Genomic DNA, 16,961 nt, shown 5'->3' with positions numbered 1-16,961 from the left:
ATGGTAAATTGTGGTAAAATATTTTTTATTTTTGAAAAAATTCTATCATGAATTTATTGGTCGGAACATACGAATGTAAAGTAGACACAAAAGGAAGGTTGCCTTTACCTGCAGGGTTGAAGAGGCAATTGACTGAAGGTGTTGAAGATGGGTATGTAATTAAACGATCAGTATTTCAACAATGTTTGGAAATTCATCCCATGAAGAATTGGGAAAAAATCATGAATGATTTAAGTAAATTGAATCGTTTCGTGAAAAAAAATAACGATTTTATACGTGTTTTTACAGCAGGAGTAAAAGTTGTAGAGCTAGATACGAATGGTCGTTTACAAATTTCTAAAGATTTAGTGAAGTTCGCAAATATTGATAAAGAAGTCGTATTGTCTACTTCGCTAAATATGATTGAAATTTGGGATAAAGAATTGTACGAAAATGTAATTAATGTTGATGATATAGATTTTGCGGAAATGGCAGAAGGTATCATGGGAAATTTAAACGAAGATGAGTGAATATCATAATCCAGTATTATTAAAAGAAAGTGTAGATGCATTAATTATTAATGAGTCTGGAATATATGTAGATTGTACTTTTGGTGGTGGAGGTCACTCACGAGAAATAGTAAGCCGTTTAGCTGAGGAAGGAAAATTATTTTCTTTTGATCAGGATGAAGATGCAGTAAATAATAAAATTGACGATCCTAAATTTGAATTGATCGAACAAAATTTTAGATTCTTAAAAAATAACTTAAGATTTAGATTAATTCGTCAAGTAGATGGTGTTCTTGCAGATTTAGGAGTTTCTTCTCATCAATTTGATACACCAGAGCGTGGATTTTCAACTCGTTTTGATGGTGAGTTGGATATGAGAATGAATCAGAATGCTAAATTGTCTGCCAAAACAATTGTTAATGAATATGAACAAGAAGATTTAGCCCGTATTTTTTACGATTATGGCGAGTTACAAGGTTCATACCGTTTAGCGAAAGAAATTGTAAAAGCACGCGCTATAAAACCAATTGAAACGATAGAAGAATTAAAACAAATTTTTTCTTTTATACCAAAAATTAAAGAAAATAAATTCTTTGCTCAAATGTTTCAAGCATTACGTATAGAAGTAAATGATGAAATGGCTGCGTTAAAAGATATGTTAACTCAGTGTGCAGATGTAATAAAACCAGGTGGCCGCTTAGTTATTATTTCATACCACTCGTTGGAAGATCGCTTGGTTAAGAGATTTATCAAAAATGGAATGTTTGATGGAGAGCCAGAAAGAGATATGTATGGAAATTGGTATGCACCTTTTAAACCATTACATTCAAAAGTGATTATTCCTGAACAGGATGAGATTAATGAAAATCCAAGAGCAAGAAGTGCGAAAATGAGAATTGCAGTAAGAAATGAGAATCAATAATACATTAAATAATAAAAGAAAAGCTAAAGTAGAAAAAGTTAAAGCAACAGAGCTACCATCAAAAAATACTGTTTTAAAGATATTAGCTGGTGATTTTTTAACTAAAACAGGTTCTCAACAGAACTGGCAATTTATTCTATTTTTAGTTTTTTTAGCCTTTTTAAGTATTACAAGTTCCCATTGGGTAGATAGAAAAGTTGTTCGCATAAATGAATTACGAGAAAGTGTAGAAGATTTAAAATCTCAATACACAGATAAGCATCGAGATTTAATGCGTATGCAATTGGAAACAGAGATTATAAGTAAAACAGAAATGTATGGGCTTAAAATACCAGATAAGCAACCATATTATATAGTAAATAAAGTTGATGAATAATAAGAAATGGATAGTAATGAAAGGTTGGGTAGTAGCTGGACTTCTAGCGCTATGGGCTTGTGCTATACTTTTTTTTATGTTCAGAATAAATATTATTGAAGGAGAACAGCTGGAAGAGTTTGCTTCAAAAAATAATTTTAGACTTGCTACAGAAGAAGCGGAAAGAGGAAATTTATACGCTTCAAATGGAGCTTTGATGGCCACTACTGTTACTAAGCATAATATTTATGTAGATTTAGTCGCTATTAAAGAAGATTTATATAAAGAAAATATTCACGGACTTGCCGATTCTTTAAGTCGAATGTTTGATAAATCTTCTGCTCATTTTTTAACTAAATTTAATAATGAGCGTGATAAGAAAAACCGATACATGATGCTTGTTAAAGGTTTAGATTATGAAGAATATCAAAGAATTAAAAAATTCCCAATTTTTAATAAAGGTCAAAATAAAGGAGGGTTTATTCACGAAGTTGAAACAAAACGTGAATTAATTGTCCAAGATATTGGTGCACGTACAATTGGTTATGATGATGATAGAGGTAAAGTTGGTCTAGAAGGCGCTTATAGCGATTTACTAACTGGCATTGAAGGTCGTCGTTGGGAGCAATTTATGGGTCGAGGGAAATGGAAACCATTTAAACATTGGGAACAAGAACCTCAGCCAGGTTCATCAGTTTATACTACAATTGATGCAGATTTACAAATGATATCGTATGATGCTTTGTATCAGCAGCTTTCTAAATTTGAAGCTCGTCATGGAAGTGTAATTGTGATGGAAGTACCTACAGGTAAAATTAGAGCAATTGTAAATTTAACCCGTAAGGAAGATGGTACCTATATAGATGATTATAACTATGCGGTAGGTGAAGCAGCGGAACCAGGTTCAACATTTAAGGCTGTTTCGATGCTGGTAGGAATGGATGATGGTTATTTTAATAAAGAAACAACCGTAGAAACTGGTAATGGGTCTTATCAATTATATAACAGAAGAATTACAGATTCTCACGGTTATGGAACCTTAACTGTAGATGGTGTTATTAAAAAATCATCTAATATTGGAACATCTAAACTAATCAATAAATTTTACAATTCTCAACCAGAATTATTTTTCGAAAAACTAGAGAAGTGGCATATGACTAAGCCACTTGGTATAGATATTTTGGGAGAAGGGGCACCAGTAATGCATAAACCAAATTCTAAATCTTGGTCTAATGTAACCTTGCCTGTAATGTCATATGGATATGGACTAAGTATTACGCCAATACAGTTAGTTACATTTTATAATGCAATTGCAAATAACGGAAAAATGGTAAAACCTCTTTTCATGGATAAAATTGCTAAAAAAGGTGAAGAAGATATTGTATTTGAACCGATTGTCTTAGTGGATCAGTTAACTTCTATTGAGAACATCAAAGCGATGCAAGACATGTTAAAAGGAGCTGTAACAGAAGGTACAGGTAAACTAATACATACTGAAAATTATGAGATTGCTGGTAAAACAGGAACCGCGCGTGTAGAATATTGGAAAAAGGATCAAGGAATGCAATATCGTGCTTCTTTTGCAGGATATTTCCCAGCGGATAAACCAAAATATTCTTGTATAGTGGTAGTTCATAAACCAAACCCTCAAAAAGGTTATTACGGTGGAGGAGTAACAGCACCAGTATTTAAAAAGATAGCAGATTGGGTTTATTCAAAAACTCCCATACCTTTGCCTGCTGAAATTAAAAAAAGTAGTAAGAATTTGACGAAGAGTTTTGCGAAAGAATCTGTAATAAATACTAATAAAACTAAAAATATAGTACCTAATGTCATGGGATATTCAGGCTCTAAAGCTGTTCCTGTATTAGAAAATTTAGGATTAGATGTAAGATATACAGGACTTGGACGTGTAACTAATCAGTCTATTCCTGCTGGAACAAAATTTAGAAAAGGTGAAACAATATATTTAATGTTGGAGAGATGAGAAATTTGAGAGATTTACTATATAGCGTTTCTATCTCACATACAGTGGGTCGCACAGACGTGTCTGTAAACGAGATTCAGTTCGATTCCAGAAAAGTTAATGAAGATGATTTATTCGTTGCAGTTAGAGGAGTAACTGTTGATGGGCATAATTATATAGAAAAAGCGATTAAACTTGGTGCTAAAGTTATAATTTGTGAAGAAATACCATCAGAAATTGATGAGAATATTTCTTATATCAAAGTAGAAAATGCACAAATTGCATTAGGTGTATTAGCATCTAATTATTATGATAATCCAACCAAAGATTTAAAATTAATCGGGGTAACCGGAACTAATGGTAAAACGACTACTACAACATTATTGTATGAGTTATTTACAAAATTAGGTTATGCATGTGCCCTTATTTCTACAATAAAAATTGTAATTGATGGTGAAATTATACCATCAACTCATACAACTCCAGATATTCTTACTCTAAACAAAATGTTTAGAGAAGCAGTAGATAGAGGTTGTGAATTTGCTTTTATGGAAGTGAGCTCTCATGGAATTCATCAAAATAGAATTGCAGGGTTACATTTTGCTGTAGCAGGATTCAACAATATTACTCACGATCATTTAGATTATCACAAAACATTTGCAAATTATATAGCCGCAAAAAAGAAATTCTTTGATGATTTACCAAAGTCAGCTATAGCAATTACCAATGTTGATGATAAGAACGGTTTAGTAATGTTACAAAATACAGTAGCAACTAAGAAAACATATGCTCTAAGAACGGATGCGGATTTTAAAGCTAAGATTTTAGAGAATCAATTCGATGGAATGCTATTAGAATTTAATGGAAAAGAATTTTGGACATCATTAATCGGTAGATTTAATGCCTATAATTTATTAGAAGTTTTTGCTATTGCATCACTTTTAGGCCAAGACGAATTACAAATTCTTACAGCTTTAAGCACATTAAAAAATGTAGATGGACGTTTTCAAACTTTTAAAACAGCTAAAGGAGTTGTGATAATTGTTGATTATGCTCATACGCCAGATGCTTTAGAAAATGTTTTGAATACAATAGAAGCAATTCGCACAAAAAATGAAAAATTAATTACTGTTGTAGGGTGTGGAGGTGATCGCGATAAAACAAAGCGTCCAGAAATGGCTGATATTGCAAGCTCACAATCACAAATTGCAATTTTTACATCAGATAATCCAAGATCAGAAGATCCAGAAGTTATTTTACAAGACATGGAGGTTGGTGTAAAACCCCAATATTATAATCGCACGTTAAAAATTACTGACCGCAAGGAAGCAATTAAAACGGCATTAAAAATGGCTGAACCAAACGATATTATTTTAATCGCAGGTAAAGGTCATGAAACTTATCAAGAAGTAAATGGGGTTAAATCTCACTTCTCTGATTTAGAAATCGCAACAGAATTAAGTCAATTATTGAACAAATAGGCAAAATGTTATATTATTTATTTGATTACCTAAACGAATTACAAATACCGGGGGCAAGAATGTTTCAATACACTTCTTTCCGTGCAGGTATGGCAATTTTATTAGGAATGTTTATCAGTTTATTTTACGGTAAACGAATCATCCATTATTTACGTAAAGAACAAATGGGTGAAATTGTCCGTGATCTTGGATTAAAAGGACAAGTTGAAAAAGCAGGTACGCCTACTATGGGTGGATTAATTATAATCATTGCAACTTTAGTACCTGTACTGTTATTTGCAAAATTAGAAAATATTTATATTATAATTTTACTCGTTTCAACCTTATGGCTGGGAGTAATTGGATTTTTAGATGATTATATAAAAGTTTTCAAAAAGAATAAGGAAGGACTTAAAGGAAAATTTAAGATAGTTGGACAGATAGGGCTTGGATTGGTAGTAGGAACAATGCTTTATTTTAGTGAATCTGTAACAGTTAAGAGACAAATTGACCGTGCAGAAAAAGTTATTGAACTAGAATATAAACCTGTCAAATTTGGACAAGAAGATAAATCGCTTGATACAACAATGCCATTCGTAAAAGGAAATGAATTTAATTATTCAGATTTTTTATTTTGGATGGACGAAGATGGTAAAGCAGTTTGGGGAGGCGCAATTTTTATTTTAGCAGTAATTTTTATTATTACAGCTGTTTCTAATGGAGCAAATTTAACAGATGGAATAGACGGTTTAGCTGCAGGTACATCAGCGGTTATTCTATGTGCATTGGCTTTGTTTGTATTTGTATCAGGAAATATAATTTTTGCAGATTACCTTAACATAATGTTTATACCAAGATCCGAGGAAGTACTAATTTTTTGTGGTGCATTTTTAGGAGCCTTAATAGGTTTCATTTGGTATAATACTTACCCTGCGCAAGTGTTTATGGGTGATACAGGTAGTTTAACGATTGGAGGATTAATTGCTGTATTAGCAATTATAGTTCGTAAAGAATTATTGTTACCAATTTTATGCGGGATATTCTTCGCAGAAAATTTATCAGTTATGCTACAGGTTTCTTATTTTAAATACACTAAAAAGAAATATGGAGAAGGAAGACGTATATTTTTAATGTCTCCTTTGCACCATCATTATCAAAAATTAGGGTATCACGAAAGTAAAATTGTAGTACGTGCAATAATTATAGGTATTATACTAGCAGTAGTGTCAGTTATTACGCTTAAAATTAGATAAGACCATGAAGAGATTAGTTATTCTTGGGGGTGGAGAAAGTGGAGTAGGAACTGCCATTTTAGGAAAAAAAGAAAATTATGAGGTTTTTCTTTCGGATAGAGGGATAATCAAAGATAAATATAAAGCTATTTTGGATGAGCATGGAATTGCTTATGAAGAAGGTCAGCATACAGAAGAGTTAATCTTAAATGCAGATTTGGTCATGAAAAGTCCTGGTATTCCTAAAAAAGCTGTACTGATTCAGAAATTAAAAGAAAATGGAGTTTCTGTAATTTCTGAGATCGAATTTGCGTCACGTTTTACAGATGCAAAAATTATTGCAATAACAGGATCTAATGGAAAGACTACAACAGCTAGTTTAATGTTCCATATTCTGAAGCAAGCTGGATTAAATGTTGCATTAGGTGGAAACATCGGGACAAGTTTTGCTTTATTAGTCGCAGAAGGTAATTATGAATATTTCGTTTTAGAAATTAGTAGCTTCCAACTGGATGATATCGTAACATTTAAACCTGATGTAGCTATTTTATTAAACATTACACCAGATCATTTAGATGAGTATGACTATAGTTTTGATAAGTATGCACACTCTAAATTCAGAATTACTGAAAACCAAGACGAAAGCGACCATTTTATCTATAATCTAGATGATCCTAAAACTATGGAAGTAATGGAAAAAATGGCAATTCGTGCACAAATAAACCCATTTACTATGAAAGAAGCTAATCAAAATTCCTTTGCGAATGATGAGTTCTTTTACATTAATGACTCTGAAGGTGGTTTAAAAATGCGTATCAATGAACTTAGTTTAATAGGTAAGCATAATATTTCTAATTCATTAGCAGCAGCAACCGCAGCTAATATTTTAAAAGTTAGAAAAGAAATCATCAAAAAAAGTTTAATGGATTTTAAATCTGTAGAGCATAGGTTAGAAGCTGTTGCTACTATAAACGGAGTGAAATACATTAATGATTCGAAAGCAACTAACGTTAACGCAGCTTACTTTGCCTTAGAAAGCATGAAAAATCCTGTAATATGGATTGTCGGAGGTAAAGATAAAGGCAATGATTATAATGAATTATTACCATTTGTAAAAAGTAAAGTTCATTCAATTGTGTGTCTAGGATTACATAATGAGAAAATTATAGATTTTTTCTCACCATATATTTCAAAAATTGTAGAAACTGATAATATAGTTGATTGTGTAGCACAAGCACATCAATTAGCACATAATGGAGATGTTGTATTATTATCCCCAGCGTGTGCGAGTTTCGATTTATTTAATGGATACGAGGAGAGAGGAAATTTATTTAAAGAAGAAGTTAAAAAATTATCATAAAATAATCATTCCAAAATTATAAATGGCAACATTAATACAGAGATATTTTAAAGGAGATAAACCACTATGGTCATTCATATTAGTATTGGCTATATTCTCTTTCTTACCGGTATATTCTGCAAGTTCTAACTTAGTTTATACAGTAGGAACAGGAACGGTGTTTTCTCATTTAATGAAACATGCTGGCTTTTTATTTGTGGGAATTTTAATTATTTATTTTATACAAAAATTAGATTATAGATATTTCGGGATATTTGCATTAACAGGTGTAGTCGTCCTTGCAGTACTATTAGTATTCACCTTAGTTCAAGGAGAATCTATCGGCGGAGCAAATGCATCTCGATGGATAATGTTACCTGGGATTGGTGTAGGAATTCAACCTTCTACAATAGCATCGCAAGCATTATTAATTTACATAGCTCGATTTCTAACTAAAAATAGAGATAAAGAGTATGATGTAAATGTTGTTATAGTGCAGTTAATGTTACCAATGTTAATTACAATAGGATTAATTTTTCCATCTAATGGATCTACCGCATTAATGTTAGCATTAATGTGTGGGGCACTTTTGTTTATTGGAGGATTTCCAATAAAATACCTTTCAATAATAGGAGCTATTGGTTTAGCGTTGGGAGGAACTTTTATTTGGGCAGCTTTAACATTTTCTGATAAAATGGGAAATACACGTGTACATACATGGGTGTCGCGTATAGAAAAATTTTTTAGTGATGAAAGTCAAACAACTTTAGAATCTTACCAAGTATTACATGCAAAAGCAGCAATTGCACGAGGTATAACAGAAATGGCAGGTCCAGGTAAAAGTGTATTCAAACAAACCTTACCTCAGTCTTCTTCTGATTTTATTTTTGCAATTATCGTAGAAGAGTATGGCGCTGTAGGTGCAATTTTACTGGTTGCTACTTTCTTAATAATTTTATTTAGAATTTGTGTAATTGCTTCAAAAATTCATACAGTTTTTGGAACATTATTAGTATTTGCAGTAGGAATTCCTATAATATTTCAGGCAATGATTAATATGGCTGTAGCCGTTAATTTAATTCCAGTTACAGGACAACCCTTACCAATGATAAGTTATGGTGGAACGGCCATGTGGATGACATGCGTTTCATTTGGTATTATTTTGAGTGTAAGTACTCAAATTAAAACCCCAGAAGAATTAGAAATCGAAAGAAAAAGATATAGTGGAAATGACATCGAAGACATCGCCTAAGGTTTTAATTTCTGGCGGAGGAACTGGTGGACATATCTATCCAGCAATTGCCATTGCAGACGAAATCAGAAAACGTTTACCAAACGCCGAGATTTTATTTGTAGGTGCAGATAGCAAGATGGAGATGGAGAAGGTGCCAAAAGCTGGATATGACATAAAAGGTTTACCTATTGCAGGTTTTGATCGTAGTAATATGAAAGCAAATTTTAAATTTCCTTTCAAAGTGATAAAAAGTATATCACTTGCGAAAAAAATTTATAATGAGTTTAAACCAGATTTAGCTGTTGGAACAGGCGGATACGCAAGTGGACCAATGTTGTGGGTCGCAGGAAATAATAATGTTCCATATTTATTACAAGAACAAAATTCTTTTCCTGGAGTTACAAACAAAATTTTAAAAAATAAAGCTGCTGCAATTTGTACGGCTTATGAAGGAATTGAACAATTTCCTATAGAAAAAGTACATTATACAGGAAATCCAATTAGAACTGAGATTTTTCAAAATCTTCCGTCAAAAGAAGAAGCAATAAAATCCTTTCATTTAGATGCTACAAAACCAACAATATTATCTGTAGGTGGTAGTCAAGGCTCACGTGCAATGAATAATGCATGGTTAGAGGATTTGGATCAATTAATTGCAAGTGGTGTTCAATTAATTTGGCAAACAGGAAAATTAGATTTTCCTAAAATCAAAGAATTAGTAGGAGATAAATATCCAACAATACATATTACTGAATTTATTTATAATATGAAAGATGCTTATGCAGCATCTGATTGTATTGTTTCTAGAGCTGGTGCTATGGCAATTTCGGAGCTTAGTATTATAGGGAAACCTACAATTCTACTTCCTCTGCCTTCAGCAGCTGAAGACCACCAAACTAAGAATGCAATGGCATTGGTAGAAAAAAATGCAGCAATTTTAGTAAAAGATGCGGATGCAAAAGAACAATTGGTAAAAGAAGTTGTTGCTTTAGCAAATGATGAAGAATTAAAAATTAAATTATCAAATAATATTAAAGCATTCGGAAAGCCAAATGCTACACAAGAAATTGTAGATATATTATTGAATTTATTATAAAATGGGAATTTTAGACAAAAAATATTATTATTTTATAGGTGCCGGAGGAATTGGGATGAGTGCTTTAGAACGCTACTTCAATTCAATGGGGAAAAGTGTATTAGGGTATGACAAAACGCCTACAGAATTAACAAATCAATTAATTAAAGAAGGTATTGATATTCATTTTAATGATGATGTCAAGTCAATTCCATCAGATATTAACCAAGAAAATACATTAGTAATTTATACTCCTGCGATTCCAAAAAATCACCAAGAATTAAATTACTTTTTTGATCAAAATTTTGATGTTTTAAAACGTTCTGAAGTTTTAGGAGAAATTACTAAAAATACATACGGAATAGGTGTAGCAGGTACGCACGGTAAAACGACAACTTCTTCTATCTTAGGTCATATACTTAAAGTAGCAGATCTTGAATCTACGGCATTTTTAGGAGGAATAGCAGAAAATTACCAATCAAATATGATTTTGAATGGTTCAAAATATACTGTTGCAGAAGCAGATGAATTTGATCGTTCTTTCCTAAAATTATCACCAAAAGTTGCTATTATCACATCAGATGATGCAGATCATTTAGATATTTATGGAGAACGAGAAGAGGTAAAAAAATCTTTTCAAGAATTTGCATCTATTGTTGAAGAAAAATTATTTGTAAGAAAAGGTTTAAGTTTTTCTAATGCAAATACTTATGGTGTTAATGAAGATGCGGATTATAATGCCATAAATGTGAGAATACAAGATGGATACTATATTTTTGATGTTGAGACACCAAATGGAATGTTAGTTGATATAAAGTTTCAGCTTCCAGGAAGACATAACATGGAGAATGCAGTGGCTGCTATAGCAGTTGCTGATTATCTGGGAGTATCTAGTGAAAAAATTCATGAAGCATTAGCTACATTTATTGGAGTTAAACGTCGTTTTAATCGATTTGAAGCTAAAGGTAAGATTTATATAGATGATTATGCACATCATCCAACTGAGTTAGATGCTGTTATAAAATCTTTAAGAGAATTATATCCTAATAAAAAAATATTAGGTGTTTTCCAGCCTCATTTATTTACACGAACAAGAGATTTCGCTGAAGAGTTTGGCCAAAGTTTATCAGCTTTGGATGAATTAATACTTTTAGATATTTATCCTGCAAGAGAATTGCCAATTGAAGGAATTACATCAAAATGGTTATCAGAATTTGTTAATTTAACTGAAAAATCTGTATATTCATTAGAGAAATCTTTAGAAGCAATAAAAAGTAAAGAATTTGATATTTTATTAACTGTAGGAGCAGGAAATATTGATACAATAGTTAAACCAATAAAAGAATGGTTAAAAGGTGAAGCGTAAAGAAATCATATTAATGATACTAGGGTTTATTGTTCTCGCGTTTTTAGTGAGTTTTTCAATAATCCAAAACGCAACGCGACCAGTAAAAGAGGTTGATGTAAAATTTCATGCCTCAAATTCAAATTATTTCTTGAATGATAGTATCATCAAAGAAATTGCAAGTAAAGAAGATAAAGATATTATGTCTTTGACTTTGAACGAGCTTGATATTAAAAAAATTGAGGATAAGGTGGCGAAAAGTCCCTATGTAGATTCAGTTCAAGTAAGTAAAGATGTCAAAGGAATAATACATTTTGATATAAAAACAAGTATTCCTATTGTAAGAGTGAATACTCCTAAAGGAGAATTTTATCTATCTGAAAAAGGATATAAAATGCCTTTATCAAAACTGAACTCAGCACTTGTTTTATTAGTAAGTGGGGACGTACAGGAAAATGAATATGAAGATTTAAGTAAATTCGTTCAAACTTTACAAAATGATGAATTATTTAAAAATCATATTATCGGAATTGAAAAAATAGGTAAGAGATCCTATAATTTAATAGTAAATAGAGGAAATTTTTATATAGAATTCGGAACTTTGAATAATTTTGAAAAAAAATTACATAATCTAAAGTTATTTTATGATCAATACATCAATTTTGTAGGTACTGATCAATATGAAAAATTAAGTCTGAAATTTGTAAACCAAGTTGTAGCAACCAAAAGAACCATACATGATGAATAATAAAATTGCAGTAGGTCTAGATATTGGAACTACTAAAATTGTCGCCTTAGTAGGAAGAAAAAATGAAAACGGTAAAATAGAGATTCTTGGTTTTGGACAAGCGAAGAGTTTAGGAGTGCATAGAGGTGTAGTAAATAATATTACTCAAACTATTAATTCTATTCGCGAAGCTATTGAAAAGGCAGAGCAATCATCAGGTGTTAAAATAACTGAAGTAACTGTTGGAATTGCTGGACAACATATACGTAGTTTACAACATAGTGATTATATTACTAGAGATAACTCTGAAGAGGTTATTGATGAAAATGATCTTAAAAAATTAACAAAACAAGTACATAAACTTGTGATGTTACCAGGTGAAGAAATAATTCATGTTCTTCCTCAAGAATTTAAAGTTGATAATGAAGATGGGATTGTAGAGCCTATAGGTATGTATGGTAGTCGCCTAGAAGCTAACTTTCATGTTGTAGTTGGTCAAATTTCATCAATTAGAAATATAGCACATTGTGTAAAAAAAGCAGGGTTAAATCTAGCTTCTATTTCCTTGGAGCCCATCGCATCTTCAAGTGCTGCATTAAGTATGGAAGAAAAGGAAGCAGGTGTAGCTCTAATTGATATAGGAGGTGGAACAACAGATATTGCAATATTTAAAGATAATATCATTAAGCATACATCTGTAATACCTTTCGGCGGAAATGTGATTTCTGATGATATAAAAACAGGTTGTTCTATTATCGGTAAACAAGCAGAATTATTAAAACAACGTTTCGGATCTGCATGGCCAGGAGAAAATAAGGAATCAGAAATTGTTTCAATACCTGGATTAAAAGGAAGAGAAGCAAAAGAAATTTCTTTAAAAAGATTGTCTCAGATTATACATGCAAGAGTACAAGAAATACTAGAACAAGTATATTTAGACCTTAAAAATTATGGTTGTGAAGATCATAAGAAAAAATTAATCGCAGGTATAGTACTTACAGGTGGTGGATCTAAATTAAAACATATACGTCAGCTAACAGAATATGTAACAGGAATGGATGTTCGTATAGGATATTCTAATGAACATATCGTAGGAAGCAAAGCTGACGAAATAAGCGGTCCTGAATATGCGACATCTGTTGGTTTATTAATGAAAGGTTTAGAAGAAGCTGACGAAGAAGTTAGAGATGGTTTTTATGAACCTTTGAAAGATACTTTAAATAAACCTATAATAGAACCTACGCCGGTAGTTTCTGCAACTAAGGACACGGGTACACAAATAGAAAATGCAATTACAGAAATAGTAGCAGACTCATCTGAACCTATCAAAGAAGTAAAAACAGAAGTAAAGGTTTCAACTTCAAATTATGATACAATTATAGATGGAACTGTAGGAGAGCCAAAAGATAAGGACACTGAAATAAAAAGAGGCCCAAAAAAACCAAATTTCTTTTCTAAATGGACTGATAAGTTCATTCAGATGATAAATGAAACTGAGTAAAAAATATACAATTTTGACCTACTAAATAGTAAGAATATGAGTGAAATGTTAACAGGAGATATAGTGTTTGATCTACCAAAAAGCCGATCATTAGCGATCAAAGTGATTGGTGTAGGTGGAGGAGGAAGCAATGCTGTAAATTACATGTATGAACAAGGAATCGCTGGAGTAGATTTTGTAATTAGTAATACAGATGCACAAGCATTAGCAAATAGTCCAGTACCTACAAAAATTCAATTAGGACAAGCGATTACAGAAGGTTTAGGAGCAGGAGCAAATCCTGAAGTTGGTGAACAAGCAGCTTTAGAAAGTGTAGAGGAAGTAAGAGCTGTTTTAGACGTTGGTACAAAAATGGTCTTTGTAACTGCTGGTATGGGAGGTGGAACCGGAACAGGTGCCGCGCCAGTTATAGCAGGTATAGCAAAAGAATTAGGAATTCTTACAGTAGGTATTGTTACAGCGCCATTCTATTTTGAAGGTAGAATGAGGTTAGAACAAGCTGAAAAAGGAATAGAAAAGCTAAGAAAAAATGTTGATTCATTAATTGTAATTAATAACGATAAGTTACGTGAATTGTATGGTAACTTAGGTTTCAAAAGTGGATTTTCAAAAGCAGATGAGGTGTTAACAACTGCTGCTAAAGGTATTGCAGAGGTTATTACACAACACTATGCAATGAATATAGATTTACGTGATGCTCGTACAGTTTTAGCAAATTCTGGAACGGCTATCATGGGATCTGCTCAGGCAACTGGAGAAAACAAAGCAAAAGAAGCTATTACAGCCGCTTTAGATTCACCGTTATTAAATAATAACAAAATCACAGGAGCTAAAAATGTTTTATTATTGTTATTATCTGGTAACAATGAAATTACAATGGACGAAATTGGTATCATCAATGATCATATCCAAAATGAGGCTGGAAATTCAGCTAATATTATTATGGGTATTGGTGAAGAATTAGAATTAGGTGATGCAATTAGTGTAACAATTGTAGCTACAGGTTTTCCTGCAGACGAACAAGAGTATACGGGTAAGGAAGAAGTTAGAGTAGTACATACGCTGAATGACGAGCAACCAATAAATAAATCGTTATCATTAGATAATCCAATTCCTACTAAAGTAAATCCAATATCTCTAAATTTTGGTAGAAATGCGGCTCAAAATCAACCGCAAACTCCTCCAAGTTATAGACCAACTCCACCAAAAGAACCTGAAACGCCTAAAAATTCTTTTAATCAGCAAGCTTTTGGGCAACCTCAGGTACAAGGAGGGCAAACTAGATATACTTTAACAGATGATGATGAACCAATCTCATTAAATGAATCAAAAAATTATGATGATTTTGAGCCTCGGTTGAAAAGTACTTCTCCTTCACCATCTGCAGTAGTAGAACAAAATCAAGGGCAACAATCACATCCTAGTTTAAATTCATTTAGTAATTCGACTAATCAGAATCAAAATATATTCAACAATACTCAAAACTCTAATTCTCAAGTTTTTAATATTAATGAATTACCTGCTATACAAACACAAAGTACAGCAGCAGAAACAATAAGAACAGTAGAAGTATTAGAGCATACAGTTGACCCAATTCTTGACCAGTCTATTGATAGTGCATTAGATCAAACTATAGAAGATCGTAGAAATCGTTTACGTCAATTTAATTTTAAATTTAATTCACAATTAACTAATCAACAAGTTGATGAGTTTGAGGCAATTCCGGCTTACCAAAGACAAGGAGTTCAGCTAACAGATCGTTCAACTAATTCATCTTCTGATTTATCTTTAGGATCTAATAACAATAAAGAACCACAAATTAGACCTAATAATTTTTTACATGATAATGTAGATTAATTAATCGTCACAATATTCTTATTATATAAAGCTCCAAATTGTAGAATTTGGAGCTTTTTTTGTTGTAAATTTGATTTAAAATTTATTCAATGAGTTTAGAAGTAGAAATTATGTCTCAATTAAAAGAGGCAATGAAAGCTAAAAATACAATTGCATTAGAAGCTTTACGCGCAGTTAAATCAGAATTATTATTAGCTAAAACTTCTGGTTCGGCTGAAGATTTTTCAGAAGCACAGGAAATTGCTTTATTACAAAAATTAATTAAACAAAGAAAAGAAGCTGCTGAACAATTTAAAGCTAATGGTAGAACAGAGTTAGAGGAAAAGGAATTAGCACAAGCTGAAGTTATCTTACAATTCTTACCAAAGCAATTGTCAGCGGAAGAATTAGAAGTTATAATTAAAGAAATCATCGCAGAAGTTGGTGCAACTTCACCGAAAGATATGGGAAAAGTAATGGGAGCAGCTTCTGCAAAATTAGCAGGTAAAGCGGAAGGGAAATTAATCTCAGAAAAAGTAAAAAAGCTATTAAATAATTAAGCTATACTATCTCAAAATGACCCGATAAAATAAAAAGCTAAGATAATCAATGTTTTAGCTTTTTTTTTATCCAAAAAAATAAAGAGTATAAATAATATAAAATATTAAAAATCAGCTATTTATAAAAAATATTATATTTTTTCCCAAAAAAATTACCAAAACCCATTATTTTTAACATTTTTTTAACAATTGCTCTTAATCCCTACTATAGTTGCCTTTAGAGCGAATAATTATACATTAAAATGCCTTATTAGAATTATTCTAAATAATAAGGTCATATACTCCTTAAATTTGCAACGTAATCAGAAATATCTAAAGGATGAGTAAAAATATCTTAGCATTGGTAACGATGTTAATGATTTTTCCAATAGCAAATGCTGATGGTAAAATTTTAAGGGGAGCAACAGCCGATGCTATTGATCAAGAATCTACTATCGTGCCAAGCTTTAATGAAAGATTTAACAATCAAATTGATGACGACTCTGTAAATGGAGATTCTGTTAAAGAAAATAAGTTATCAATTAAAGACGAAAAAGAAATTGAAGAAATTTTAGAGAAAGCTGCTATAGCTTCTGCTTCTTCAGGTGTGGTTTCTTGGTATGGTGACAAATTCCATGGAAGAAAAACAGCAAGTGGTGAGGCTTATGATAAAAATGAGTTGACTGCTGCACACAAAACTTTACCTTTCGGGACAAAAGTAAAAGTTACGAATATTAGAAATGGTAAATCGGTGGTCGTTGAAATTAACGACAGAGGACCATTTGTTAAATCTAGAGTGTTAGATCTTAGTCAAGCTGCTTTTAGTGAAATTGGGCACACCAATTCAGGAGTAATGCAAGTTAAGTATGAGGTTTTAGAATCTGAGGATTAAAAACTATCTAACATTTGGAAAAAATTAAAAGGGATAAACATTCAATGTTT

At 31.8% G+C, this 16,961-nt stretch carries 15 protein-coding genes; all 15 read left to right on the top strand.

Annotation, left to right across the window (positions count from 1 at the left end; translation table 11 throughout):
• The first annotated feature begins 47 nt into the window (after positions 1–47).
• The 15 genes from mraZ to IM532_RS04375 all read left to right on the top strand — a co-directional run bounded on the left by mraZ (position 48) and on the right by IM532_RS04375 (position 16,911).
• Positions 48–509 carry a division/cell wall cluster transcriptional repressor MraZ gene (gene mraZ, locus IM532_RS04445; protein WP_194182224.1) on the top strand — a complete coding sequence of 154 codons (462 nt, stop codon included), beginning with the start codon at positions 48–50 and terminating at the stop codon, positions 507–509.
• Entirely contained in the window at positions 502–1,410 is a 909-nt protein-coding gene (gene rsmH, locus IM532_RS04440) for a 16S rRNA (cytosine(1402)-N(4))-methyltransferase RsmH (protein WP_194182223.1), read from the top strand. The genes mraZ and rsmH overlap by 8 nt, the downstream gene beginning before the upstream one ends.
• Positions 1,397–1,786: an FtsL-like putative cell division protein gene (locus IM532_RS04435; RefSeq protein WP_228063653.1), complete on the top strand. Its 390-nt coding sequence runs from the start codon at positions 1,397–1,399 to the stop codon at positions 1,784–1,786. The genes rsmH and IM532_RS04435 overlap by 14 nt, the downstream gene beginning before the upstream one ends.
• Positions 1,779–3,752: a penicillin-binding protein gene (locus IM532_RS04430; protein ID WP_194182222.1), complete on the top strand. Its 1,974-nt coding sequence runs from the start codon at positions 1,779–1,781 to the stop codon at positions 3,750–3,752. The genes IM532_RS04435 and IM532_RS04430 overlap by 8 nt, the downstream gene beginning before the upstream one ends.
• On the top strand, positions 3,749–5,212 hold the full coding sequence (locus IM532_RS04425) for a UDP-N-acetylmuramoyl-L-alanyl-D-glutamate--2,6-diaminopimelate ligase (RefSeq protein ID WP_194182221.1): 1,464 nt from the start codon (positions 3,749–3,751) through the stop codon (positions 5,210–5,212). Before IM532_RS04430 ends, IM532_RS04425 begins: the two co-directional genes overlap by 4 nt.
• A 5-nt stretch (positions 5,213–5,217) precedes the next feature.
• Positions 5,218–6,444: a phospho-N-acetylmuramoyl-pentapeptide-transferase gene (gene mraY / locus IM532_RS04420; protein WP_194182220.1), complete on the top strand. Its 1,227-nt coding sequence runs from the start codon at positions 5,218–5,220 to the stop codon at positions 6,442–6,444.
• Between the two features lie 4 nt (positions 6,445–6,448).
• Positions 6,449–7,783: a UDP-N-acetylmuramoyl-L-alanine--D-glutamate ligase gene (murD, locus tag IM532_RS04415; protein WP_194182219.1), complete on the top strand. Its 1,335-nt coding sequence runs from the start codon at positions 6,449–6,451 to the stop codon at positions 7,781–7,783.
• A 22-nt stretch (positions 7,784–7,805) separates the two neighbouring features.
• Entirely contained in the window at positions 7,806–9,014 is a 1,209-nt protein-coding gene (locus tag IM532_RS04410) for an FtsW/RodA/SpoVE family cell cycle protein (RefSeq protein ID WP_194182218.1), read from the top strand.
• Positions 8,992–10,092 (top strand): undecaprenyldiphospho-muramoylpentapeptide beta-N-acetylglucosaminyltransferase, encoded by a 1,101-nt coding sequence (gene murG, locus IM532_RS04405; RefSeq protein WP_194182217.1) that lies wholly within the window; start codon positions 8,992–8,994, stop codon positions 10,090–10,092. Before IM532_RS04410 ends, murG begins: the two co-directional genes overlap by 23 nt.
• A 1-nt stretch (position 10,093) precedes the next feature.
• Positions 10,094–11,437, top strand: a complete 1,344-nt coding sequence (murC, locus tag IM532_RS04400; RefSeq protein ID WP_194182216.1) for a UDP-N-acetylmuramate--L-alanine ligase — start codon at positions 10,094–10,096, stop codon at positions 11,435–11,437.
• Between the two features lie 13 nt (positions 11,438–11,450).
• A complete protein-coding gene (locus IM532_RS04395; RefSeq protein ID WP_228063652.1) occupies positions 11,451–12,164 on the top strand; it encodes a cell division protein FtsQ/DivIB in 714 nt (237 codons plus the stop codon).
• Positions 12,154–13,644 carry a cell division protein FtsA gene (ftsA, locus tag IM532_RS04390; RefSeq protein WP_194182214.1) on the top strand — a complete coding sequence of 497 codons (1,491 nt, stop codon included), beginning with the start codon at positions 12,154–12,156 and terminating at the stop codon, positions 13,642–13,644. The genes IM532_RS04395 and ftsA overlap by 11 nt, the downstream gene beginning before the upstream one ends.
• Positions 13,645–13,680: 36 nt before the next feature.
• A complete protein-coding gene (ftsZ, locus tag IM532_RS04385; RefSeq protein WP_449533639.1) occupies positions 13,681–15,501 on the top strand; it encodes a cell division protein FtsZ in 1,821 nt (606 codons plus the stop codon).
• A gap of 89 nt (positions 15,502–15,590) precedes the next feature.
• Positions 15,591–16,040 carry a GatB/YqeY domain-containing protein gene (locus IM532_RS04380; RefSeq protein WP_194182213.1) on the top strand — a complete coding sequence of 150 codons (450 nt, stop codon included), beginning with the start codon at positions 15,591–15,593 and terminating at the stop codon, positions 16,038–16,040.
• A gap of 319 nt (positions 16,041–16,359) precedes the next feature.
• Positions 16,360–16,911, top strand: coding sequence for a septal ring lytic transglycosylase RlpA family protein (locus IM532_RS04375; RefSeq protein ID WP_194182212.1), 552 nt, complete (start codon positions 16,360–16,362; stop codon positions 16,909–16,911).
• The last annotated feature ends 50 nt before the right edge of the window (positions 16,912–16,961 follow it).

Origin of the sequence: Faecalibacter rhinopitheci (assembly GCF_015234135.1) — a bacterium.
GTDB lineage: Bacteria > Bacteroidota > Bacteroidia > Flavobacteriales > Weeksellaceae > Empedobacter > Empedobacter rhinopitheci.
Note: the sequence above shows the minus strand (reverse complement) of the source record. Positions and strands in the feature narration are given on the sequence as shown.

Bases quoted from the DNA above. Each gene is read 5' to 3' on its own strand.
- mraZ (WP_194182224.1), top strand. From the start codon at position 48: ATGAATTTATTGGTCGGAACATACGAATGTAAAGTAGACACAAAAGGA.
- ftsA (WP_194182214.1), top strand. From the start codon at position 12,154: ATGATGAATAATAAAATTGCAGTAGGTCTAGATATTGGAACTACTAAA.
- IM532_RS04435 (WP_228063653.1), top strand. From the start codon at position 1,397: ATGAGAATCAATAATACATTAAATAATAAAAGAAAAGCTAAAGTAGAA.
- IM532_RS04395 (WP_228063652.1), top strand. From the start codon at position 11,451: ATGATACTAGGGTTTATTGTTCTCGCGTTTTTAGTGAGTTTTTCAATA.
- mraY (WP_194182220.1), top strand. From the start codon at position 5,218: ATGTTATATTATTTATTTGATTACCTAAACGAATTACAAATACCGGGG.
- murD (WP_194182219.1), top strand. From the start codon at position 6,449: ATGAAGAGATTAGTTATTCTTGGGGGTGGAGAAAGTGGAGTAGGAACT.
- ftsZ (WP_449533639.1), top strand. From the start codon at position 13,681: ATGAGTGAAATGTTAACAGGAGATATAGTGTTTGATCTACCAAAAAGC.
- rsmH (WP_194182223.1), top strand. From the start codon at position 502: ATGAGTGAATATCATAATCCAGTATTATTAAAAGAAAGTGTAGATGCA.
- murG (WP_194182217.1), top strand. From the start codon at position 8,992: ATGACATCGAAGACATCGCCTAAGGTTTTAATTTCTGGCGGAGGAACT.
- IM532_RS04425 (WP_194182221.1), top strand. From the start codon at position 3,749: ATGAGAAATTTGAGAGATTTACTATATAGCGTTTCTATCTCACATACA.
- IM532_RS04410 (WP_194182218.1), top strand. From the start codon at position 7,806: ATGGCAACATTAATACAGAGATATTTTAAAGGAGATAAACCACTATGG.
- IM532_RS04380 (WP_194182213.1), top strand. From the start codon at position 15,591: ATGAGTTTAGAAGTAGAAATTATGTCTCAATTAAAAGAGGCAATGAAA.
- IM532_RS04430 (WP_194182222.1), top strand. From the start codon at position 1,779: ATGAATAATAAGAAATGGATAGTAATGAAAGGTTGGGTAGTAGCTGGA.
- murC (WP_194182216.1), top strand. From the start codon at position 10,094: ATGGGAATTTTAGACAAAAAATATTATTATTTTATAGGTGCCGGAGGA.
- IM532_RS04375 (WP_194182212.1), top strand. From the start codon at position 16,360: ATGAGTAAAAATATCTTAGCATTGGTAACGATGTTAATGATTTTTCCA.